The organism is Microbacterium sp. Y356, from assembly GCF_059445355.1.
Genome location: NZ_JCAIUE010000001.1, coordinates 2,764,432 through 2,787,053, shown reverse-complemented (window position 1 = coordinate 2,787,053; position 22,622 = coordinate 2,764,432). Strand labels below are relative to the sequence as shown.

Below are 22,622 nucleotides of genomic sequence, written 5' to 3'. Positions count from 1 at the left end.
TCTTCCTCCGTGTAATCGAGAATCGTTCTTCGGCCGAGTAGTCGTGCGCTAGGAGCACACGATGCCACAGTCTGCGTCCCCTTACGTCGCACCGAAGACCGCGTATTTGATCGCGCAACTCGTCCAAGCGACACAGCGCGGGCGTTGTACTATTCCCGCTCTCCGTCATAGAAGTCTCGTACGGCTTTGATGACGGTTTGCTGATCGTCCACAGTCAGGTGCGTCGAACTCGGAAGCGAGACACCCCGTTCGAACAGCTCCAACCCCACGCCTGTTCCGATGTGCGTTGAACCGGCATATGCAGGTTGAGCGTGCAATGGCCGCCAGAGTGCGCGCGCTCCAACGCCATTCGTCTCCAAGTGCGCAAGCAGCCGGTCGCGCTCCGCCTCATCTTTGGCAAGAATCGAATACAGCCAGTACGTCGAGTCGAGTCCCTCGACTCGAGGCGGCAGCACTACATCCAGATCTGCGAACGCTCCGTCATAGGTCTGGGCGATGCGCCGCTTGGATGCGACGAACTCGTCCAACCGTCCGAGCTGGGCATTGCCGAGAGCGGCGGCCAAGTTTGTGAGGCGGTAGTTGTAACCGACCTCATCGTGGAGATATCCGATCGCGGGCACCTTGGCTTGGGTCGTCAGGTGCCGGGCGCGCCGAGCCAACTCGTCATCGTCGGTGACGATCATGCCACCACCGCCTGTGGTGGCGATCTTGTTTCCGTTGAAGGAGAAGCAGCCGATGATACCGACCGCGCCCGTGTGCACGCCTGCGTAGCGGCCAGTCGACCATTCCGCCCCAAGGCTTTCGGCCGCATCTTCAACGATCGGAATTCCGTAGCGCTCGCAGACGTCTACTATTTCTTCCATCCGTGCAGGTTGGCCGAGCACGTGCACGACCTCGACTGCCGACGGCTGCGGCTCACCCGCGGCCGCTCGTCGTTCGATTTCGCGAACGACGAGCTCTGGATCCAAGTTCCATGTCTCACGTTCGGAATCGATGAAGACGGGGTTGGCCCCGAGGTACGCGATCGGGTTGCCTGACCCCGCGAAGGTGAAGTCAGCACAGAGAACATCAGTGCCCGCTTCAACGCCCACGAGACGCAAGGCCACATGCAGGGCCGCTGTGCCGTTTGTGCACGCGATCGCATGCTTACGACCGACGCGTTCAGCGAAGTCTTGTTCAAACTTGACGACTGCGGCGCCCACCGAAGACACGAATCCCGTCTGCAACGCTTCGAGAACGTGTGCCGTCTCGGCAGGGCCGAGGTTGGGCTCGGAAAGGGGAATACTCACGTGTGGTACCGCCCAGCGACCTCGGCATCGACACGACCGTTTAGCCATTCGGCTGTTTCGCGGAGACCGTCTTCCAGTGATGTCTCAGCAGACCAACCAAGCAGGTCCTTCGCCATCGCAGGGTCTGACAGCAGCACCTCGACCTCAGACCCCTCCGGGCGGATGCGGTCCTCATCGGTTTCGATCACTGCGTCGCTGCCCGTGACCTGCTTGCACAGGTCGACCAACTCACCGATAGAAACCGTACGCCCCGTTCCGAGCTGCACGACAGAGCCGGGCGCGAGGTCAGCGATCGCTGCTCGGGCGAACCCCTCAGCGGTGTCCGTTGCGAAGGTGAAGTCGCGCTTCGGGCTGATCGAACCCAACTTCAGCGTCTTCGTTCCTGCGAGCAACTGTGAGAGCACGGTCGTGATGACAGCGCGTGCCGACTGGCGCGGGCCGAACGTGTTGAAAGGCCGGAGCGTGATGACCGGCGTTTCGAATGAACGCGCGTACGACTCGGCCATCTTGTCTGCGCCGATTTTCGAGGCAGAGTATGGCGACTGGCCCTTCAGAGTGTGAGATTCGGTGATCGGCACAGAATCGGGCGTTCCGTATACCTCAGATGTGGATGTGTTCACCATGCGCTGCACACCGTGCCTGCGCACGGCCTCGAGAACATTGAGCGTGCCGCCAATGTTCGTCTCGACGTAGGAGCGCGGGGCGGAATACGAGTAGGGGATGGCGATCAGTGCAGCCAGGTGCAAGACGATGTCGTGCCCCTCAACGGTGCTCGATACATGCTCGGCGTCTCGGATGTCGCCCAAGACGGCATGTGCCTGCTCCGCGCGAATCGCGGTTTTGAACGCATCCGACTCGTCCAGCCAACCGTGCGCACCAAACGAGTTGTACATGCAGAAGGCCGTGACCTCTGCGCCGTAACCGAGCAGCCGTTCCACCACATGCGAACCGATGAATCCGTCCGCTCCGGTGACCATTACCTTCTTGCCTGCGAGATCAGTCTCAGGACTCACCATGTTCATACCTCTCCTTTTGCACGCGCCAGATCACCGGGCGTGCCGACATCAATCCATTCCGACGCGATCGGCCACGCGCCGACGGTCGATCCGTTGTCCAGACACTTCTGCGCTAGCTCTGGCATCGTGCTCGGCAGCCCGTGTGGCAGCTGACGAACCAGTTGCGAATCAATGCAGTAGACGGCGGCGTTCACTTCAACTGTCAGATCTGGCTTCTCCACGATCTCCGTGACGCGGCGCTCCTCGTCGACCTCCACCACTCCGAATGGAACCGAATGCTGGTAGGTCTTGGTGCCCATCGTCATCGCCGCACCACTGGACTCATGGTGCTGCAACAGTGCGTGCGCATCGAATTCCACCATCAGGTCACCATTCAGCACGATGATTGGCGGCGCATCGACGGCCGTCTCTGCTTCCGGGAGCAGAGTCAATGATCCGGCCGTGCCGAGAGGGTTCGAGACGTCCTCCTGCAGATAAGAAATCGTGCATCCGAGCGCGTGACCATCGCCAAGCCGCTCGATGATCTGGTCTGCCATGTGATTCACACTTACCGAGATTCGCGTGATGCCAGCACCGACGAGTCTAAGAATGATCCACTCGATGATCGGGCGACCGGCCACAGTCATCAATGGCTTGGGCGTGTCTTTGGTGAGAGCGCCGAGTCGCGTGCCCCTTCCGCCCGCCATAATGACGGCCCGGTTCAAGAGACGTGGTGCCCCCACGATGTCTGAGAGCGTGTGTATGGCGACAATGCGACGATCCTCGCTCACTTCGGGCACCGCCGAAAGGCGCAGGGACTTCATCAGATCGAGCACGTGCGCTCGATCTGTTCCCGGAGGCACGACACGAGGCTTCGAACTGCCGTAGGCGCGAGCACCATCGGTCAGCGCGGCGCCTCCCAGCAGCGCTCGTCGAGCGTCGCCGTCCGTGAACACCGCGACGAGCCTGGCTTCGTCGTCAACGAGGCAACACAGTTCGCCGCGGCTCTGGTCGATGACTGCCAGCGCCTCGAGAATCGTTGCGTCAGCTGGTGCGCAAAATTCTTTGACTGCGTCAACCATCGTGTTCCCCCTGGTTATGAAACTTCTTGCCGAACGGCATTCGTCGCGAATCCCGAATCGCGTCGACGATTCGAAGCGCAGCGTCTCCGGTGCCGTACGGATTCACAACACCAGTCTCACGCAGGTTCTGAGCGAGAGCCGACCGCACGGCGGCTTCGACGCTGGCGAACGAGTCGTCAGCATGTAAAACACTACTTGCTCGCAGACGTCCCTCCTGTCTGCTTCCAATGTCGACCGCTGGCACACTCACTGTGGCCGCTTCGATTACGCCTGACGACGAGTTACCCACGACTGCGTCTACCGCCGCAAGAACGCGAGGGTAATGCCGCCCCAACGTCTGCACACGCACGATGCGTTTATCGCTCTCGGCTGCCTCGTCCAAAACGTCGAGAATGATCTCTCGCCCTTCATCGATTCCTGGATCGGTCACGATGAGCGTCCTGAAATGCGCAAGAGAGGCCGCCAGCGCATCGGCGACCCATGTATCCAACGATGCCCCGGCGACTGCCGTCGGCGGGTGATAGGTGAACAGACCGAGTGGCCGCTGAATCTCTCGTCCGAGAACTACCTCGAGCTCCCCCTCGCTATACGGCGCTGCTGAGACCAGACGGTCGAGCCCGGGGGCACCCGTCACATGGATGCGATCGTCGGGCTCGCCCATCTGTCGCACACGCTTAGCGGCGTCGACCGACGCCACGCAGTGAACATCAGCGAGCTTGGTGACGGCGTGCCGCACACGCTCATCTATCGCCCCCTCGGTCACTTCGCCACCGTGAATGTGCACGATCTTGATGCCGTACAGCAATGCTGCCGGAGCGATGTAGAGCAGCTCCCATCTATCGCCCAGCACAACGAGGGCGTCGTATCCGGCGGCTTTGAAGAGCTTCTGGCACCCTTCTGTCACCCGCGCGCCCTGTTGCAACATGGAGTCCGCAGTGATCGCCGTCATCGGGGTTGCGAGCTCGTGCACTTCCCCCTGATACTCGATGTTCGCCAGATGCGCTTCAAGGTCGCGCACACCATATGCGACACCGCACAGCACGTCCACGTCGATGTCGGGCGCGCGATCGAGCGCCTCAATTACAGGGTCCAGAGGACCCAGATCTGCGCGAGTGCCGACGAAGACCGCGACCTTCATCGAGCCAGGCTGCCTTCGGTGACCGAAGTTCCCGCAGGGACCGAGTACTCCAGCCGTCGGCCGACGATATCAATGATCGGCGAGATTCCGCTCTCCGGTCGTAACGCAACAAGGTCTTCCGAGGTTAACGTGTGCCCTGCCGGGAGGTCGGAGGCAGCGTGCCAGGAACGGCGAACGAGGCCAGCGTTTTCCTCCTCCGCCGGCATCCGCCGCTTCTTGCCGTCGCCGAGGAGGGACGGAATGCGCTTGAGCCCGCCCACATAGTCCGCCAGTTCACGCGGCTCGAGGCTCGCGGTGTGATCGGGGCCTTCCATGGTGCGGTCGATCGTGAAATGCTTCTCGAAAAGCCGTGCGCCAAGCGCCGCAGCAACGAGCGCAGATTCAATTCCCGTCGTGTGGTCCGACCAGCCAACGGGAACTCCCAGCCGTTCTGCGAGCGCGGGAATGGCCCGGAGGTTGCACTGCTCGACTGGTGCCGGGTAGGCAGACACGCAGTGGAACATTGCCAGGAACGGTGCGTTGGCGCACGCGTCGGCTGCCGCGATGACCTCTTCTTCGCTGCCCATGCCAGTTGACACAAGCATCGAGACATCGAATGAGGAGAGTTCACTGAGGAACGGCAAGTTGGTGAGTTCTCCAGATGACACCTTGAGGGCGTCCACTCCGAGGTCGATGAGCAGTTCAGCACTGCCGAGATCGAACGGCGTGCTGAGGAAGCCGATACCAAGCTTTGCAGCGTGATCGCGCAGTTCCACCCAGACTGTGCGCGGCAGCGCCAGCGCAGCAAGAAGGTCGCTCTGGTTGGTGGCGCCGCGCGCGCGCTGATACGGCGTCGCGTCCGTATCTGGAGCGACGAGTCGACTGGGATCGAACGTCTGAAACTTGACGAAATCCGCTCCTGTGTCAGCCGCGATCTCGATGAGTTGATGCGCGAGCTCGGGATCACCGTTGTGGTTCACTCCTGCTTCCGCGATCACGATCACATCGTCGCCATCGTTCACTGCCAGCTTGAGGTCAGCCATCATGCTCCGCTTCGTATTGCCTGGGGGCGAGCAGGTATTCCTGTCACCGTGGTCTTGGGTGGAACGTCTCGTGTCACAACAGCACCTGCACCGACGACGGCGCCTTCGCCGACGCGAACACCGGGGAGAATACGTGCGCCGGAGCCGATGAATGCGGCCCGGCCAACTCGCGCTGCGCCGAGCAGGATCGCACCCGGGGCGATGTGCGCATGATCATCGACAACGCAATCGTGTTCCACAACAGACGATGTGTTGATGATCACGTTGGAGCCGACTGCACTACGAGGTCCCACATGAGCGTGTTGGTGCACCACTGTTCCCTCTCCGAGGGATGCCGACTCGGCGACCGTCGCGGAGCGTGCAATAACCGGCGCTGCAGCTGTTCCCTCGGGCAGCGCCAAATAAATCCGCGAGCGGAGCTCGCACGCTCCTACCCCGACGAGAACAGGCACACCATGAAGTGAAGTGGAGTCGGCGTACTCGCCCTCATCGATAACCGTTGCAGGCAGGTCGTTGATCTGCCCGCCCTCTCGTTGCTCTGTCACGAACGCCACAACAGTTCCCCCACCGGACGCGATCACTTCGTGAACGCTCAAGGCGTGCCCGCTAGCACCAAATATGACGAACTCACGCGGATTGGCAGAAGTTGTTGGCGACACCCCACAATGGTACTCGACACGTATCGCGCACTCTGCGGCGCATCAACACTGAGGAGCAGCATGTCCACGATCGCAACGATCTGCGCCCGAGGCGGCTCCAAGGGGCTACCTGGCAAGAACATTAGAGAGCTTCGCGGGAGACCGCTAATTGCTTACACCATCGAACACGCACTACAAGCGCCAAGCATCGATGGAGTGTACGTCTCTACTGATTCCCCCGACATTGCGGAGGTCGCCATGCGGGAAGGCGCTACGGTACTAGGACTACGCCCGGCTCACCTCGCCACTGACTCGGCGCCCAAGATCCCTGTCATCGAGAACCTGGTCGAGTCAGTGGAGCGCAGCGGAGTTGATGTCACCCGCATCGTTGATCTTCAGCCGACGTCACCATTACGCATGGTCGCCGATATCGAAGCGGCGCTCGCATTACTGACTACGGATATCGATGTCGTGATCACGGGCTCCCTCTCCGAGGCTAATCCCTATTACACCATGGTTGAGGAAAAGGAACCGGGATTCTTCGGCTTGGTGGTGCAGCCCAAAGCCGCGTACACCGATCGTCAAACCGCACCAATCGTGTACACAATGAACGGGTCGATTTACTGTTGGCAAAGATCCGCTCTCACCAATGGGCTGTGGGGAGGCGCGACGGCGTTCTATGAGATGCCACGCGAACGGTCGATTGATATTGACGATGAGATCGATTGGAAACTCGTAGAGCTGTTGCTCGATCGCAGGTTCTCCTAAGCAGATTGGCTTCTAAGCCAAGCCTCGCCGATCGCTGAACGTCTTGACCACTAAATCTGGGCGGGACGCTGTCACCGGCACCACGCCCACTCCCTATGTGTATCGGCCGGCCGCTTCGAGAGTCTTATAGTGCTCTTCATCACGCTGGCCGAAAACTCTCGCCGGATGCCCGCCTGCAATCGCGAGCGGTGGAATGTCAGAGACGACGACGCTTCCGGCCTGAATGATGGCACCATCGCCGATCGTCACGCCACCCAGAATAATAACGCGGACGCCAAGCCAAACATTACGTCCGATCTTGACGGGCCGCTCGATTAGTTTTGAGTCATACGGTAGCGCTTCACCCGAATAATCGTGAATATCACTCAGAATCATGCAATCAGTCCCCGAATGAAAGTTATCTCCGATTTCAACACGTCCGATACCTCGAATAGACATGCCATTAAAGTGCGTGTTACTGCCCAGATGAGTTTCTCGCGTGAAACCGCTACGTCCGTTCACACGCACATTGGGCCCATGCGAACCGACGCGTCGGATTGCTTTCCACGTGAAAAATGATGTTCGCGCGTTTCGCCAGACCTTACGTGCTCTCAACAACATGTGGAATCCTTCCGCGGGAGCAATTGTCCCATCGTCTAGCGGCACGCTATCAAATATTCGCCGCTGTCGAGCTCGGGACCAGCGCAGAGACGCAGGCTTCGCCAACCAGTCACTTCACTCCTCCAACTAGCCCCAACTGGCACTAGCCGAGGCCCGCGAGTAGTCAACGACCCAACTCCTACTTCGTGATCAACACGCGTCCACCGGCCGGTTCTTGGAGCCGTTCCGAAGGTCGCCTTACACTCACTGCCTTATCTATACGACTGCGGATTGCGGCGTGTTGAGAGCCGGTCCCGAGGTCAGGGACGCCCCATGCCGTAGTAGGTCCATCCGGCCGCGCGCCAGTTCGTGGCGTCCAGGCAGTTACGCCCATCGACGACGACCGTCGCATTGACGAGCGCGGCAGCACGCTCCGGTGCGAGCTGGCGGCGGTACTCGTCCCACTCGGTGACGACGACCACGACCTCTGCACCTTGAAGCGTCCCATCGAGATCGGCCGAGTACTCGAGTTGTGGGTGCACGCGACGAGCATTCTCGATCGCAGCAGGATCGGTCACGACAACGTTCGCTCCCAGCCCATGCAGCCGTACGGCGACGTCCAGCGCGGGCGAGTCACGGATGTCATCTGAGTGGGGCTTGAAGGCTGCGCCGAGCACAGCGATCTTCTTCTCGAAGACTGAGCCGCCAGCAGCAGCGACGACCAGCTCAACAGCACGATCACGCCGACGCAGGTTTATCGCGTCTACCTCTCGAAGGAAACCGACCGCTTCGCCCTTGCCGAGTTCCTCGGCACGAGCGGCGAACGCACGAATGTCCTTCGGAAGGCATCCTCCGCCGAACCCGATGCCGGCCCCGAGGAAGCGCCGTCCGATGCGTGCGTCGTAGCCGATCGCGTCCGCAAGCTGGGTGACGTCTGCACCGACAACTTCAGAAATTTCGGCCATAGCATTGATGAACGAGATCTTGGTCGCCAGGAACGCGTTTGCTGCAACCTTGACAAGCTCGGCGGTGGCGTAGTCGGTCACGATGAATGGGGTGCCTGTGGCAACGGCCGGCGCATAAACCTCGCGCAGAATGTCTGCGGCACGCTCTCCCTCTGTGGACGGAGTGCCCTGCACAGAACCGTCCGCGCCGTCGGAGACGGGCACTCCTACAACGAGCCGGTCTGGCTCGATGGTGTCTTTGACAGCCCACCCTTCGCGCAGGAACTCGGGGTTCCATACCAGCGTCGCCCCGCTGCCATCGATCTTGTCAGCTAGGCGCGCGGCAGTGCCCACCGGAACCGTCGACTTGCCGGCGATAAGATCACCGGGCTTCAGCACAGTGAGCAGTGAGTCAACGGCAGCATCCACGTAGGTCATATCGGCGGCGTTGCCGCCCTTCTGCTGAGGAGTGCCGACACCGATGAAGTGGACGGTAGCGTCGGCCGCGGCAGCGATGTCGGTCGAGAATGTGAGCCGACCAGTCTTCAGCCCATCGACCAGTAAGTCCTGCAGATCTGGCTCGAAGAACGGTGCGACACCGCTGGCTAACTGTGCAACCTTCCGCTCGTCGACATCGATTCCGACAACTTCGTGCCCGATCGACGCCATCGCTGCTGCGTGCACTGCACCCAGGTAACCGCACCCAACAACTGAAAGTCGCATCTTGCGCCCCCGCTTCCTGTTCCGACGGTCAACTGTACCGATTCAAGCTGACCAAACCGACATTCGAGCTTCCCGGCTACCCTGAAAGGGTGACTTCACCGCTTCCGCCCAAAACTCCACACGTCGTACACGTTGATCACACGACCGAACACGGTGGCGCGGAACTCGCACTACGCCGACTCCTGGATGTGCACGGGCGCGGTTGGGATGCAACGCTCATCATTCCCACCGGTATAGAGCACGGCGTTTTCGCGGGCGGTGGCGAGAAGTACTCGATCATTCCCGTCGGACGCGCGCAACCGCCTGGGGCTTCGCAGGCTGGACTCGGTGGGGCCATTCGCGTTGCATCGGAGCTGTTCCGACAGGCATGGAGCATCCGTCGTTCGCGGATTTTCAAGAACGTGGATGTCGTGCACGCGAACTCAACCAGATCTGCCGTGTACGCGGCCCTCGCGCTTTTCGGCAGCAAGACTCCGTTCGTGGTCCACCTCCGTGACCTGATCGAACCGGATTCCATCGGCGCCATCGGATACAAGGCGTTCAAATACGTCGTCGCACCACGAGCCACCCGCTACATCGCAAACTCCGCAGCGACCGCAGCGACGGTTTCCGATCTGCTTCGCTCAGGGCAACAGGTTGATGTCATTGCGAGCTCGATCGGGATCGCACGGGCGGATCACGTGCAGTCCCGGCCTACAGATCGTCCCGTCAGGATCGGCATGGTCGCTCGTCTTGACTCATGGAAAGGGCAGGCCGAGGTGCTTCGCGCCTTCCAGAAGGCAGGTCTGGGCGGGTCTGCGGAGCTGATCTTCTTCGGCGATGCATCATTCGGGAAGGAAGACTACGCGGCTGAACTCAAGGACATCGCAGCGCAAGTGCCCGACGCCGCAGTCACATTCGCCGGTTTCGTCGGCGACGTCCAGGCCGCCATCGACAGCGTGGACATCTGCGTTCAGTATTCGGTGCGTCCTGAGCCGCTCGGCCAGAACGTGCTTCAATACCTCGCTCGAGGAAAGGCAGTGATCGCGGCACGCGAAGGCGGTCCGCTCGAATGGGTCAATGATGGCGCCAACGGAATCCTCGTCACTCCGCGAGATGAAGATGCTCTTGCTGCAGCTCTAGAGCGACTCACGAATGATGCAGATCTGCGCACCCGGCTGGGCGAAGCCGCGCTGGAGACGAAGAATCTACCTACCGATGAGTCGGTCGCTCACGCGCATGCGACAGTTTTCAACACCGCAACGGAAGGACGCTGAGATGCGCGTGTGCTTCATCGCAGCACCGCTGACAGCACGCAGCGGTGTCTACCGCTCAGGACGCGAACTCGTCACTCAAGGCCGCGAGCGCGGCGAAAAGTGGAGTCTGCTCTTCGGCGTGTCTGCCAAGGCAGCTGGCACGCGCCCAGCTGACGACCCGTCGTGGATCAACGAGTTCACTTTCGAACCTTCAGGGCTCGGCGGTGTTCGCGACCTTCGGGCACGCCTCGCCGCACATCCGCTGGTCGCCGAGAGCGAAGTCATCGTCAGCCTGATCCCACAGACCGACATGGCGGTCGCAGGCATGCATAAGCCCTGGGTCGCGTTCCTGCGTGGGCAGCCATGGCCCGAGCCCGGTGAGACGCAGAGCCTAAAGCGGCTGGCGTGGAAGGCACTCGAGAAGTCTGCGCTTCGCCGCGCCGACGAGGTCTGGTCGACGACCGCGATTCTGCGCGACTATGCAGAGCTCCCTGGAATCGAACTGGTGCCCGCGGGCGTCAAGCCAGTGCCGCAGAGTTGGGATGGCCGCGGCGAGCGCGACAGAGTCGTCTGGGCTGCACGATTCAACAAAGACAAGAACCCCTTCCTGTTCCTCGACTCACTTCGCGATTCGAGCTTGCATGGGGTGATGCACGGCTCCGGGCCTCTCGAAGGTGCGCTCCGTGAGGCCGCGCCAGCCAACGTAGATGTCGTGGGGTGGATCGCCGCGAGCGACCTTTGGACAGATGCCCTCGCCTACGTGGGTACTTCGCATCGCGAAGCGTTCGGCCGCAGTGCGTTGGAAGCGGCCATGAGTGGAGTGCCGGTCGTGCTCGCCGATAGCTTCGGAGTCGCACCCTTTTTGATCACGGATCCGGTTTTCACAGCGTTGTTCGTGCTCCCAGTGGATGCGACAGACCGTTGGAAGAATGCGCTCCAGCGCCTTCAGACCGACGAGGCACTGCGTATCGCTTATTCCGCACATCTGCGGAGCAACGCGACGAACCTCACTATCGCTGCATCGGCGGACGCCGTGGCATCACGTTTAAGCCGCCTCGACGCCTAGGCGGTTCGAAAGCAACACGGGACTCGGCCAGAGTCACGCCGGACGTTGGCAAAGACGCAGACATGGTGCGCTGAAGTTCTTCTCGAGTTTTCCCGCTCTACCAGGCCATGTGAGCGAAGGCGGGACCACGCTGAGCTGCTGACGGCCCGACGAAACGTCGTATAGTTATCGTTAGCCAGCCGAGATCTCATAGGATAATCCGCTGATTCCGCTGTCTGAATTCTCGCAGCGCCCCGAGGCCCACTACCATAGAGCCTTCCTAGGGCGGCCGAGCTTGTTGCGGGGCTAAGTTGAGGGGCTAAGTGAACCAGAAATCCAAGCAACAGGGTGCGGCAGAGAGCATTCGTCGAGCGATTGTCGGGCGCGGGAGCGTGTACACGATTGCCACGCTCGCACCAGTGGTGGTCACGCTCGCCGTAACTCCAGTGTTGATCCGATCGCTCGGGATCAACGAGTACGGCGTGGTGGCGATCGCCATCTCCTTGTTTCGGCTCGGTGGTTCGCTATTCACGCTGGGGCTTCCAACAGCGGTCACGCGCAGCGCCATCGTCGAACGAACCAGAGCCCAAGGAGCGACGGCGCTCGTTCTGACCGGCTCAATCGTCGCCATCGTGGTCGGCGCACTCGTTGCAGCGACTGTCCCTTTCTGGGCAGGTTATTTTGTCGACGGCCAAGCAGCTTCGATGCTGCTACCTCCGGTGCTGTCTTCAGTCGGGCTGGCGATGTTGCTACTGTCGCAAGCGCTTTTCCGTGCTCTCGATCGAGTATCCGACTACGTCCTCTTTTCATACTCTTCCTCGCTTCTGTCCCCAATTCTCGGACTCGTCGCGATTTGGATCTTCGGGGCGGAGGCCGGAACCTACCTGTGGGCGCTTGCGGCTGGCCACCTCTTGACTGGCCTCGGCGCGGTCGCGAGAGCCACCACTATTGCTCGGCCCCGATGGATTAAAGCAGAGGTGATTCGCGCTTATCGCATTTCCCTGCCGACACTCCCGCATCAGCTCACCTCATCCTTTATGACTGCTGCGCTGGTGCTTCTCGCAGCGGTGGCAATCGGACAGGATGCGTCTGGGATGGTGCAAATTGCACTGCTGCTTGGCACCGCACCGATGACAGTACTAAGCGCGTTGAACATGGGATGGACCCCAATGATCTACCGTGCGTCTGACGCAACCCGACCCCGGGTGCTCAGGGATTCCACGCGTTTGGTCTCCGCCGTTGTACTTGTGCTTTCGACCGGATTCGTTGCCCTCCTGCCGTTGGTCGCGAACTTTGTTGCGGGTCCGGACATCGTGTCGGGAGAATTTTTACGGGCGGCCGCCGTTGCTGCGATCGGTGTTGTATTCATGACGATGTACCTTGGTAATACTCACCTTGTATTTCTCTCCGGACGTACAGGTTTGCTCGGCATCACAACCCCCCTCGCAGCCGTCTTCGCACTCGTCGCCGTGTTCGTCACGGTGCACGCGCTTAATTACGACCTAGGCGCAATAACTATCGGTATCGCACTCTTTTATGCATTTATTTGCGCAGCTAGTTTCTGGCTACGGCAACGAAGCGGTCATCCGGCGGTCCTATTCGGGCCGTCACTGCCGTACCTGGCGTCGGCCCTGGTTATTCTCACCACTTGGAGCTTGACTACGCCGCCCGCATGGTCTGGGTGGGGTGTTCTCGCACTCGTTCTGTTGGTGGTCGGCGTGGTGGAGCTAAAGCTGTTGCGGCGCGACCGCAGAGGGCAACCCCCTGCCGTCGAGGAAAATAGCAAAGAATGGACGCAGCCATGAGCTTCACCTCCCATGACAGAGCCGCACAGTTGTTTTGGTGCTTAAGTCCGTTCATCGACTCGTCCCATCTTTGGGGCGCGAGCAGCCTGAGACAACGCGTTGCACCATCCGTTGTTCGGCCATTTCGACTCCCGCTACTTCGTAGGTACGGAGGCAGCCTTGTGGCGACGACAACCACCAACCAAAGACGCACTCTCGACCCTGTTATCGCGGGGCACGCGAGTCCTGTTTCAGCGAACGTCGCGAGCCGATGGGTGCGGGGGGCCGTCGCGCGCGACCCAGAAGCGCGAGCCGTTCGTCGCTGGGGCGAAGAGGTTCTTCACGCTGCGGGACAAGCGGACGTAATCGCCCTCTGGCGCAACGCCGTGGCTCAAGCTGCCTTCCTGCTCGACCTCTATCTTGAGATGAACCTAAACCAATTCTCATCTGTCATGGTCTCATCGCAACATGAACGATCTCTTCGCGCACTCATCTTGACCGCCCACAAAGTCGGTGTTCCTGTGGTCTATGTTCCCCATGCGCCAGTCGGAAATAACCCTCAGTACAGTGACTTACCCGTAACGTTCGCGGGATTGCGCGGCACGAAGGAAGTTCAGTACTACTCTGACGAGTTTGGCGTAGACAGTGACCTACTGGACGTCGTTGGAAATCCAGCGAGCAACATTGTTTCCAGCCCCATACCTGTCATAGATGAGGATTCGCCAGGACTGTTAGCGTTGTCTGGGCATCCGATCGGGGTGATAAGCCGCATGTTCGAAATGGTCAGCGCGAGCGGGATTGGTAATCTGATCGTCGCTCCCCATCCTCGCTCGAATAGAGCAGAAATCGAAGAGATTTTGCCGACGGGATGGCGCGTATACGAAGGGGCTCGCACTATTGATTTACTGCGGTCAGGGCCGCGGTTCCTCATCCAGCCGTCCAGCGGTGTCGCGTGGGAGTCCGCAGTCCTGGGTATCCCGACTGCGACTCTACGCATGGATGACCGTCCGATAACCTATCCGTTCTTGAAGGATCCGGCAGTTTTTCCATCATTAAGTTCCGCGCAGGAAATTCGTGAATTCGTCAGCGAATCCTCGATCGGTACGGCAGACCGTGATCGTCTGCGTTCGCAGGCGCTCTCCTGGTGCGCGATGGATGGTGACGTAGCGGCGTCAAGGGTGCGGAGCCTGCTGGACGAGGTGACGCCCGACACGGCTCAAGCGCGAGGTCAGGTTTTGCTCGATGGATGGAGCCAGCACGGACCTTCTCGCCAGATGTCCAAGCTCCCCCCACTGCCGTCATCGATCGCGACGTAGCAACCGTGGTGAGCAAAGTGAGGATTCTGGTGAGGTCTGCGGAGACTCGACCGCTCCGTCTACCGCGGCATTGGCTGGTTAGTGCAGTGGTCTTCCGATGACGGGAGATCCCGCACTCACCCCATTCACGCCGTCAAGTCGTCGTCGCAACGCCGTTTGACCCTTCGAATCTAAGAACGCTGTTACGGCCCTCATCGAGCATGAGCTTGTCGGGCTAGCTCGTGGCCTTGTACTGGCAGCCCGCATCGGTGCCGCCGACAGGCGTGCGGCGACCGACATTCCTATACCACCCTGACTACGCGGTCCGAAAACTGCAGGATCAACTGCGCGTGCTGTCGAAGCGCTAGCGGTGATTCACAAAATTTGCATCCGAAGCCAGGTATCGTGGGACGGTCAGGTGTGGGGGAAAGAGAACTAGATGCCTATAGAGATTACGCCGATAGGCCTCGCGTTCGCGTTGGCGATAGGCGTCTGTCTGGTCGTGCAGCCCCGCAGCCTCGTTTGGGTACTGAGCGCAGCGATACCGTTCTCGCATACCGCAATGGTCATCGTCGGAGACAACGGGGTGAGCCCGTTCTGGGTCATCGCCGTCGTTGCCGTCTGTCGACTCATCTACATCTATGTTCAGCGCGGGCGAGCGCGATTCGCGCACATCCAACGTGTCCAGGTAAGAGGCGCCACGGCATCGCTCCTACTCTTCGGCGTATACGGCACCCTGATCACAGCGATCGGCCCTGCACTCTTTGCCGGCACTGAAGTCATCTCGCCCCGGGGCGGCCTTGATAGCCAGATCGACAATTTCACCCAATTGACTTACACCATGTCGAACGTCGCACAGCTTGCGTATCTTGTCACTGGAATCGGCCTCGTGTTGTACTTCATCGTCGAACCACCGCGCTCGAAACGCGTGCTTGAAGTGGCGATCGTCATTGGCTTCGCGCTCACGCTTTTCAAACATTTCTTCATCGATTTCTGGCCGCAGAGCTGGTTCGATTCGAATCCGAGCTACACATACCACTGGATCATCGCGTCCGCTCGAGAACGCGGCCCCTTCGCTGAACCCTCGCTGCTCGGCATGTTTGTCAGCATGAGCCTCGCATACCTCGTCAGCGCCTCTATCTATGCGACCTGGCGCACACGCATCTTCTATGGTGCAATGATCGCTGCGGGTCTCTTCATCTACCTGACCTCGTACACCGGGACCGCGCTTGTCTCTCTCGGAGTCGTTGCGATATCGGGCGTTGTCGTGGCCACCGTAGTCATCATTCGTCGCGCTTCGAAGAAGACACGCCTGATCTTCGCTGCGGCCTGCGCACTTGGCATCATCGCCATCATCATCTTCTGGGATTATGTTTACCGGTACACGCTAGAGATCGCACTCGACAAGCTCACTACCGATTCTTTCTCCAACCGAAACGCGAGCAACGAGAACTCGTTCAAGGTTTTGCTTGAGTCGTTCGGTTTCGGTGTGGGCCTCGGAAGTGACCGCCCTTCGAGCCTGTTCTTCATGCTCCTTTCGAGTGTCGGCATCATTGGCACACTCCTGCTCTTGCGCGCCACCAGTGGCTTCATCCTGGTCGGGTTGCGAAACCGACTGGCACAGCCGTTGGCATGGGCGCTCGTGGCTCAGGTGGTCGCGATGGTGGTCGCAAAACCTGATCTGTCCGCGCCCGCCATTTGGTTCCTGATCGCCTCTTTGGCCGTGTCGTATAACGAGTGGTCATCTCGACAACATCGCGCAACGGTCCGGCCCCTGATAACCGCCGTCACATCCATCGCTACCTGGGTCCCTATCGAGATCCGCGGAGGCGCTTACGAGCTGACAGACTCGACCCAAGGCACGCACGCAATGGGCTCTCGCAAGCTGCGCCGGCAGACGCAAGCTGCGCCGCTGGTTCAAAAGCGGACCAAGATTTTGGCGATCGTTGGTTTCGCATCCGCCCTCGCCTTCTTCGCGTTCATCGCCTTTGGTGGCCACGCAGAGCGTGCAGGCGCCACGACCGCGCTGTCCGCGACCCGTGCGTCCATAATCGATCAACTCCAGGAGCACGAAAGCGGTTGGCAGGCTCTTGGTGAACAACGGCAAGGCGCAGAAGCGCAGATCGCCCTCTTCAATGAAGTCGCTGCCCTGGTGCCGAGCGAGTTCGTGATGTTGCCGACAGATCTGGTGAATTACGGCGAAGCAATTGCTGCGTTTCAAGCCGCGTCACTTGCGTCCACGACGGATATCAGTACGCCTGAGCAACTGGCCGATCTTGCAAGCTACACGCCCCCGGCCGCTGGACTTGACGCACGCGAAGATGAGAAGTTATTCAATGACTACGAGCGACGCACGCAAACGGTCGCTCTGGCGAATCAAGCTGTTACTGACGCTCTGGGTGACATCAAGTCTGCCTTCGACAATGCGAAGAGCAAATTGCTGCAGGTGATTAAGGGGATGACAGATTCCGCGACCCATCTCGATCTGGCGAACGTCGAGGTACCAGCTGCTACCGCTTTCCTCGTATCGGTCGAGGCGGCCCGTTCGCTCACGTCTATAGCGTCATTACAAGAACTCCACGACGGCGCCCTCGAAATTTTTCATACTCGGAGTGCACTCGCGGGTGCGATTATCGAGGATTCCGAGCCAGATCCTGTCCCGGCACCCGCTCCTCGGCCAGATCCGGAACCGGCCCCTGAGCCAGAACCCGAACCCTCAACGCCAACGCAACCGGAGCCGGAGCCGGAGCCAGACCCGACAACAGCACCAGCGCCCGAACCTTCCACGCCAATGCAACCGGAGCCAGAGCCAGAGCCGACGACAGCACCGGTGCCCGAACCTTCAATGACGCCTCAGCCGGAGCCGGAGTTAGCGCCCGAAGAACCCACGCCAACGGCGGAAACGAGCATGAACCTGTTCTGAGTACGTCAGCCTGCGGATACGACATGCTCTCCGCTCACGGCGGTCACAGCGGTCACAGTTGGAGTAAAGCTAGCTCGGATGTCGACGCCATAGCCACGGAGCCAACTGAAGCTGACTAATGCCGAGCATGTGCCACCACGCCGCCCCTGCCCGAATTATCGAAAGAGTGAACCGCCTGTGATTTTGCCCGCACAGGCGTGCAACCCGCCAGCCGCGAACTCCCATGCGCGCGCCGGCGTCACGAAGTACGCCTGTGCCGGATTCGTTGCGGCTCACCAGATCGAATAGGCGAGCGAAGCTAAGAAGACGACCGCCAGCGCAACACCGATGGTGGTGCGCGGCGCACGTTTCACCCTCGATGCGAGTAAAGCGGAATAAGGCGATGATGATCACAGGAATGGCGCGAGCAACATCAGCGACTCGTGGGCTCGAGAATTCGCAGTCGCGCGAACAAGTGGCTGCGATAGCGCACAGCGCATTGTGGATTCAATCGCTCATCTTGTTCCGCCCCGTCACGAAACGAGGATTCAGCCAGTCGGAAGAAGATCTGAGATTTGTTCGTCGAGCCAGGGCGCCAGAGTCCGAGCGAAACTGCGGGTCAGATGATTGTTGTCGTAGTAAACGATCGTCTCCCCGATCACGGCGTGCGACGTGTTCCCCTCGCTGAGCTGCGATCGCAGATCGATGAAGGGCAGGTTTAGCAACTTCGCTGCCGCTGTCACAACACCCGCCTTGTCGCTGGGAGGACTAGCGCATGGGTCGGAGGTGACGCCTTCCTTGAGTGCTAGTTCCACACATCCAGGAGCTTTGACTTGTCGATCCGCGATACCCGGAACATCGGTGATCACAGCAATCCTCGACGCGGCTTCGGTCAGTTTCGCCAGCTCACCATCAACTTCACCCTCGAACACCCGATTCCAACGTTCCTGGCTGGAAAGTAGCAGGAGGTCGAGATCGTTATTTGTGACGAGCCGTTGCCGTACTTCCTCACTCCAGGAAACACAACCATCGTGTTTCTTCTGAATCTCTGCATTGTCGATCACCATCGGCTTCTCGAAGCCGCTGCAACTCGAGCGAGTAAAGGTCAGGAGCTTCCACTCGTGCGTTTCAGCAATCTCCACCAGTGGTTCGAACAACTGCTCCGAGTGAGAGTCGCCGAAGAGCGCCAGCGTAGCGATCGGGTGATCTGTTTCGCCAAACACGCACTCTTTGCCCACCGCGGGGTCGGCCGTAAGACACGGATAGTCCTCGCGAAGCGGCGTTCGCACGTAAGGGTCGTCCGCGGAGAAGGCCGGGGACACCAGGCTTCCCATCGCGTTGTATGGATCAGCGCAGTCATTCTGGAGTGCGTAGAACCCAAAACAACCGTTGGAATCGGCTATCGCCGCTTCGATTCGCTCGACGTCGCTTCGGATAGACACATTCACGATTGACATCGATCCGACGACAAGCGCCATACCTGCCGCCATGAAGACGTAGCTCCGTCGTCTGGACCCAAGCGGCCCGCTACTCGAACGCAATGGATCTTCAACGAACTTCTTAGTCGCAATCGCCAGAACGATTGCCAGCACAAGCAACGCCAGACCGGACTTCGCACCGACGGAGTGGCCCACCAGAATGGGGGCCGCGATAACCAGCGGCCAATGCCACAGATACAACGAGTAGGACACATCGCCGAGTACCTGGATGTACCCGGCGCGACTCAGATACTGCGGCGACCAGACGGACGATCGATCTCCGAGTGCAATGAGCAGAACGACTCCAGCAACTGGAACCGCAGCCGCCCAGCCGGGGAACGGCGTCTGGTCGGTATACAGAACGGCGGGGACCAGGACACAGGCCAACGCACCCCAACTCAGTGCATCGAGCGCCCAGGACGGCAACCGCTGGACTGCGACAATCGGCACGGCGGCAAGCAGCCCGCCCGCTGCAAACTCCCACGCACGCGTATAGGTCGCGAAATACGAGACCTCGGGCATCGTCCGAGTGAACCAGATCGATGCCGCGAGGGAAAACACGAACACTGCAGCGAACAACGCGACCGCAGTGCGTGCTGGGCTCCTCGCTTTCAGCTTGACGCCCAGCCAGATGGCAAGAAGCATCAACAGCGGCCAGATGATGTAGAACTGCTCCTCAACAGACAAGGACCAGTAATGCTGTACCAGCGACGGCATGTTGCTGGATTCGAGATAGTCCACCGAGTTCCACGCGAGTAGCCAGTTCAACCCGTAGAACGCCGCGGCGCTGATCTCCGCGAGATTCTGCTTGAGCATCGCCTGCGGCACGATGAGAGTCGCGATGAGCGCGGATGCGATGAGTACGAGGAACGCCGCCGGCAGTAGCCTCCGTGCTCTGCGAGCCCAGAATCTCGTCAGTGAAACAGTGCCCGTCCGAGCCACTTCACAGAGGAGGTGCGCTGTGATGAGGTAGCCCGAGATCACGAAGAAGACATCGACACCGATGTAACCACCGGGTAGCTTCGCCGGCCAGATGTGGTAGATGACCACCAGGAGAACTGCGACCGCGCGTAGGCCCTGAATGTCGTATCTCTTGCCGCCACCGGAGACGGTGCTGGCAAGAGTCAGCGCACGTTCCCCTCTACAAAATCGACAATCCGGCGCGTAAACACTTTCGCATCGAAGTCTGCCGCACGCGCTACACAAGCATCCGCGTCAGAGCCGACCGCGCGATCAACTGCAGTGGCCAACTCAGTGTGCGACTTCCATTCATGCACGTGCGCACCAGTGACACCGTCGATCACCGACTCGACTGCCCCGCCTATGCCGTTGGCCACAACCGGTGTTCCAGACGCCATCGCTTCGACCGGCACGATCCCGAAATCCTCAATAGGGGCGAACACTAGGGCCGCAGCTTTGCGATACAAAGCTTTCAGCAGTGGGAATGAAGGTCGGTGCAGGAACCGGACGTCGACACCACTTGCTTCAGCTTCGGCGCGCAGTCGAGCTTCGTCTGGTCCCTCCCCCGCAAGCACGACCGGGCGACCAGAGGCAAGTCCTGCGGCGATCGCAGCATCAAGTCGCTTATACGGAACCCAACGCGATACGGCGAACAAGAAGCCATCAGGGAGAGCGTCCAACAGCGCCTGGTCGGCGCCCGACAGCACTGGCGCGTCCGCGAAGTCCTGCACTGCGACGGGCGGGTAGATCACTTCAGCGTCACGTTGCCAGGTCGCCTGGATTCGATCAGCGACGAATTGGCTGTTGGCTGCGATCGCAACAGGTTCTTGTGCGCGCTTGCGGTCGAGCGGCTTCAGTGCCGAGGACATAAGTCTTGCTGGAATCGATCCGCCGCGGCCGTCCAACTCTGGCACCCAGATGTAACGTGCAGGGGTGTGCGCGTACACAAGCTTTGGAGCGTGCCGCGCGGGGCCGTCGAAACGCGCGTGATGCGCAAAGAGGTGGCTGCTCGTCAGAACCCAGTCGGCCTCAGCTGACGGCAACTGCCGCCACGCAAGCGGCATCAGGGGAAGAGACAGCGCCTTACTACGGCGAAGCGGCGTGCGTGCCAACCAGGTCTCACCGACCCCGTTGAAACGGCCCTCACTGTCATCCCACAACGCGTAACGCGCGGCGTCTGGAAAGGTCTCGCTGAGCACCTCGAAGACGTTCTCCGACCCTCCGGTGCGAGCGAGCCATTCATGAACGAGAATGCCGCTCAAAATTCAACCCCCATTGTCAATGACCATTCGATCTTAGTCTCGCGGTCACTGAGCGGCTAAACGCCCGCCTGGGAGGGGTGCTCTACGCCTGCGCCTGGAACTGAGCGCGGCGAGCCAGCAACACGACCGAGAGACCCCCGAGCACCAGCACGAGGCCGCTGGTAGCGACGCCAGATGCGAACGCGGAGTCGATACCGGTGATGGCCAGATCGTCGGTGACTGTGATGTCGACGAACACAGACCCGCTGGTCGCACCACGCACCTCGATCTGGTGGCCACCGATCTCCGTGCCGCCAGCGATCCCTACCGCCAGCGAGAGTACCCCGTTAGCGTCTGCGGTGGCGTTCGTCAGCTTCCATGGGTCCGAGTGCAGCCAGAGCTCCAGCGGCTCGTTTGGTGCGAATCCGCTCGCGTTGACCGTCACGCTGCCACCGGCCGGAACCGATGTGCTCGAAACGTTGACTGCAGGTGGAACTGGTGCAGGTGCAGGCGGTTCTACAACCGGCGCGGGATCCGGGACCGGCGCAGGAGCCGGAGGGTCAGAGGGCTCTGGAGACTCGGACGGGACCGGCGCCTCAGTCGGCGTGGGGGTCGGCTCCACCGTAGGAGTCGGAGTCGGAGTCGGCGTGGGCGTCGGGGTCGGGGTGGGAGTCGGCGTTGCTTCCACGCAGTCGACCGCAAACTCGTAGGTCTTCTCACCGACAGGCTTCGCCAGATCTGCGCTGTGGCGCTCTACGACGGTCACAACCGTCTTTCCTTCACGCGGGATTGCGAACTCGATCACCGCTTGGCGGTTCTCGTCCATGTCAGCGAATTCCGTCGCCTGGGTGTCGCCGTTATCCACGGTCACCTCGGCGGTCGCGTCGCTCGGCGCGTCAGCACCGAACCGCACTGTCGCCGTAGCCGTAGCAGCCCCTTCGGCATCGCACACCGCGTCACTGAACGTCACCGCCGCAACCGCTGCAGGCGCTGACGCATCTGCGCAGTTCTCGGCGAACGAGAAAAGACCTTCAGACTGCGGGACTTCATTGACGACCCACTCGACCAGGTGCGTTTCAGCATCTTCGAAGACGAGAGTGGTCGCGGCAACGTCCAGAACGAAGCCATCTTCTTCTGACGTGACCGTTTGGGCTTCCCCGGAAACTTCATCATCAACCCGAAGGTATGAGGTCGCCGAGTCACCAGCATCCAACGTGATCATCCCGCCGACAGTAACCGCGAAGCCATCCGAATAGCACTGTGCCGTAAGCGTCGAATCGCTGTCGACCACGGCGGCCGCCTGTGCGGGCGCGGCCACAATCAAGCTGCTGAACGCAATGGTGACGACGCCAACAAGCGACGCAAGGCGCGCGCGAGGCGTGCTGTGCGGACTGCTGTTGTGAAGGCGTCGAGTCATGTCGGCTCTTTCGGTCGATGAGCACCGTTATGGACGGATGTGAAGGGCGTCAGCGTTGACGCTTACGCGAATCTTATCGAACTTCTG

General features: G+C 60.5%; 17 protein-coding genes. 6 read left to right on the top strand and 11 right to left on the bottom strand.

Going from position 1 to position 22,622, the window contains the following annotated elements; all coding sequences use genetic code 11:
* Window positions 1-149: 149 nt before the first annotated feature.
* The 6 genes from AC1C2Q_RS13280 to AC1C2Q_RS13255 are packed head-to-tail and all read right to left on the bottom strand — an operon-like array spanning window position 150 to window position 6,185.
* Window positions 150-1,289: a DegT/DnrJ/EryC1/StrS family aminotransferase gene (locus AC1C2Q_RS13280; protein ID WP_495450483.1), complete on the bottom strand. Its 1,140-nt coding sequence runs from the start codon at window positions 1,287-1,289 to the stop codon at window positions 150-152.
* Window positions 1,286-2,311, bottom strand: coding sequence for an SDR family NAD(P)-dependent oxidoreductase (locus tag AC1C2Q_RS13275; protein WP_495450482.1), 1,026 nt, complete (start codon window positions 2,309-2,311; stop codon window positions 1,286-1,288). Before AC1C2Q_RS13275 ends, AC1C2Q_RS13280 begins: the two co-directional genes overlap by 4 nt.
* Window positions 2,308-3,366, bottom strand: coding sequence for a sugar phosphate nucleotidyltransferase (locus AC1C2Q_RS13270; protein WP_495450481.1), 1,059 nt, complete (start codon window positions 3,364-3,366; stop codon window positions 2,308-2,310). The genes AC1C2Q_RS13275 and AC1C2Q_RS13270 overlap by 4 nt, the downstream gene beginning before the upstream one ends.
* Window positions 3,359-4,504, bottom strand: coding sequence for a UDP-N-acetylglucosamine 2-epimerase (gene neuC / locus AC1C2Q_RS13265; RefSeq protein WP_495450480.1), 1,146 nt, complete (start codon window positions 4,502-4,504; stop codon window positions 3,359-3,361). Before neuC ends, AC1C2Q_RS13270 begins: the two co-directional genes overlap by 8 nt.
* Entirely contained in the window at window positions 4,501-5,526 is a 1,026-nt protein-coding gene (locus AC1C2Q_RS13260) for an N-acetylneuraminate synthase family protein (protein WP_495450479.1), read from the bottom strand. Before AC1C2Q_RS13260 ends, neuC begins: the two co-directional genes overlap by 4 nt.
* Entirely contained in the window at window positions 5,526-6,185 is a 660-nt protein-coding gene (locus AC1C2Q_RS13255) for a NeuD/PglB/VioB family sugar acetyltransferase (protein ID WP_495450478.1), read from the bottom strand. The genes AC1C2Q_RS13260 and AC1C2Q_RS13255 overlap by 1 nt, the downstream gene beginning before the upstream one ends.
* Window positions 6,186-6,245: 60 nt before the next feature.
* On the opposite strand from AC1C2Q_RS13255, the gene AC1C2Q_RS13250 reads away from it, so the two are divergent.
* Window positions 6,246-6,932 (top strand): acylneuraminate cytidylyltransferase family protein, encoded by a 687-nt coding sequence (locus AC1C2Q_RS13250; protein ID WP_495450477.1) that lies wholly within the window; start codon window positions 6,246-6,248, stop codon window positions 6,930-6,932.
* Between the two features lie 93 nt (window positions 6,933-7,025).
* On the opposite strand, the gene AC1C2Q_RS13245 is transcribed toward AC1C2Q_RS13250, so the two are convergent.
* Window positions 7,026-7,532 (bottom strand): acyltransferase, encoded by a 507-nt coding sequence (locus AC1C2Q_RS13245; protein ID WP_495450476.1) that lies wholly within the window; start codon window positions 7,530-7,532, stop codon window positions 7,026-7,028.
* Between the two features lie 299 nt (window positions 7,533-7,831).
* Window positions 7,832-9,178, bottom strand: coding sequence for a UDP-glucose dehydrogenase family protein (locus AC1C2Q_RS13240; RefSeq protein ID WP_495450475.1), 1,347 nt, complete (start codon window positions 9,176-9,178; stop codon window positions 7,832-7,834).
* An 89-nt stretch (window positions 9,179-9,267) separates the two neighbouring features.
* On the opposite strand from AC1C2Q_RS13240, the gene AC1C2Q_RS13235 reads away from it, so the two are divergent.
* From AC1C2Q_RS13235 to AC1C2Q_RS13215, 5 genes are all read left to right on the top strand, one after another.
* Window positions 9,268-10,434, top strand: a complete 1,167-nt coding sequence (locus tag AC1C2Q_RS13235; protein WP_495450474.1) for a glycosyltransferase family 4 protein — start codon at window positions 9,268-9,270, stop codon at window positions 10,432-10,434.
* Between the two features lies 1 nt (window position 10,435).
* The gene (locus AC1C2Q_RS13230; RefSeq protein WP_495450473.1) at window positions 10,436-11,479 is read left to right on the top strand and encodes a glycosyltransferase; all 1,044 of its coding nucleotides are present in this window, start codon (window positions 10,436-10,438) and stop codon (window positions 11,477-11,479) included.
* A gap of 302 nt (window positions 11,480-11,781) precedes the next feature.
* On the top strand, window positions 11,782-13,263 hold the full coding sequence (locus AC1C2Q_RS13225; RefSeq protein ID WP_495450472.1) for a lipopolysaccharide biosynthesis protein: 1,482 nt from the start codon (window positions 11,782-11,784) through the stop codon (window positions 13,261-13,263).
* Between the two features lie 365 nt (window positions 13,264-13,628).
* Window positions 13,629-14,558 (top strand): hypothetical protein, encoded by a 930-nt coding sequence (locus AC1C2Q_RS13220; protein WP_495450471.1) that lies wholly within the window; start codon window positions 13,629-13,631, stop codon window positions 14,556-14,558.
* Window positions 14,559-15,426: 868 nt separating this feature from the next.
* On the top strand, window positions 15,427-17,460 hold the full coding sequence (locus AC1C2Q_RS13215) for an O-antigen ligase family protein (protein ID WP_495450470.1): 2,034 nt from the start codon (window positions 15,427-15,429) through the stop codon (window positions 17,458-17,460).
* Between the two features lie 527 nt (window positions 17,461-17,987).
* Here AC1C2Q_RS13215 and AC1C2Q_RS13210 read toward each other — a convergent pair.
* From AC1C2Q_RS13210 to AC1C2Q_RS13200, 3 genes are all read right to left on the bottom strand, one after another.
* Window positions 17,988-20,123: an acyltransferase family protein gene (locus AC1C2Q_RS13210; RefSeq protein WP_495450469.1), complete on the bottom strand. Its 2,136-nt coding sequence runs from the start codon at window positions 20,121-20,123 to the stop codon at window positions 17,988-17,990.
* Window positions 20,042-21,139, bottom strand: a complete 1,098-nt coding sequence (locus tag AC1C2Q_RS13205) for a glycosyltransferase (protein ID WP_495450468.1) — start codon at window positions 21,137-21,139, stop codon at window positions 20,042-20,044. The genes AC1C2Q_RS13210 and AC1C2Q_RS13205 overlap by 82 nt, the downstream gene beginning before the upstream one ends.
* 82 nt (window positions 21,140-21,221) lie before the next feature.
* On the bottom strand, window positions 21,222-22,535 hold the full coding sequence (locus AC1C2Q_RS13200) for a hypothetical protein (RefSeq protein ID WP_495450467.1): 1,314 nt from the start codon (window positions 22,533-22,535) through the stop codon (window positions 21,222-21,224).
* Window positions 22,536-22,622: the final 87 nt, after the last annotated feature.

Bases quoted from the DNA above. Each gene is read 5' to 3' on its own strand.
- neuC (WP_495450480.1), bottom strand. From the start codon at position 4,504: ATGAAGGTCGCGGTCTTCGTCGGCACTCGCGCAGATCTGGGTCCTCTG.
- AC1C2Q_RS13250 (WP_495450477.1), top strand. From the start codon at position 6,246: ATGTCCACGATCGCAACGATCTGCGCCCGAGGCGGCTCCAAGGGGCTA.
- AC1C2Q_RS13230 (WP_495450473.1), top strand. From the start codon at position 10,436: ATGCGCGTGTGCTTCATCGCAGCACCGCTGACAGCACGCAGCGGTGTC.
- AC1C2Q_RS13245 (WP_495450476.1), bottom strand. From the start codon at position 7,532: ATGTTGTTGAGAGCACGTAAGGTCTGGCGAAACGCGCGAACATCATTT.
- AC1C2Q_RS13200 (WP_495450467.1), bottom strand. From the start codon at position 22,535: ATGACTCGACGCCTTCACAACAGCAGTCCGCACAGCACGCCTCGCGCG.
- AC1C2Q_RS13240 (WP_495450475.1), bottom strand. From the start codon at position 9,178: ATGCGACTTTCAGTTGTTGGGTGCGGTTACCTGGGTGCAGTGCACGCA.
- AC1C2Q_RS13270 (WP_495450481.1), bottom strand. From the start codon at position 3,366: ATGGTTGACGCAGTCAAAGAATTTTGCGCACCAGCTGACGCAACGATT.
- AC1C2Q_RS13275 (WP_495450482.1), bottom strand. From the start codon at position 2,311: ATGAACATGGTGAGTCCTGAGACTGATCTCGCAGGCAAGAAGGTAATG.
- AC1C2Q_RS13260 (WP_495450479.1), bottom strand. From the start codon at position 5,526: ATGGCTGACCTCAAGCTGGCAGTGAACGATGGCGACGATGTGATCGTG.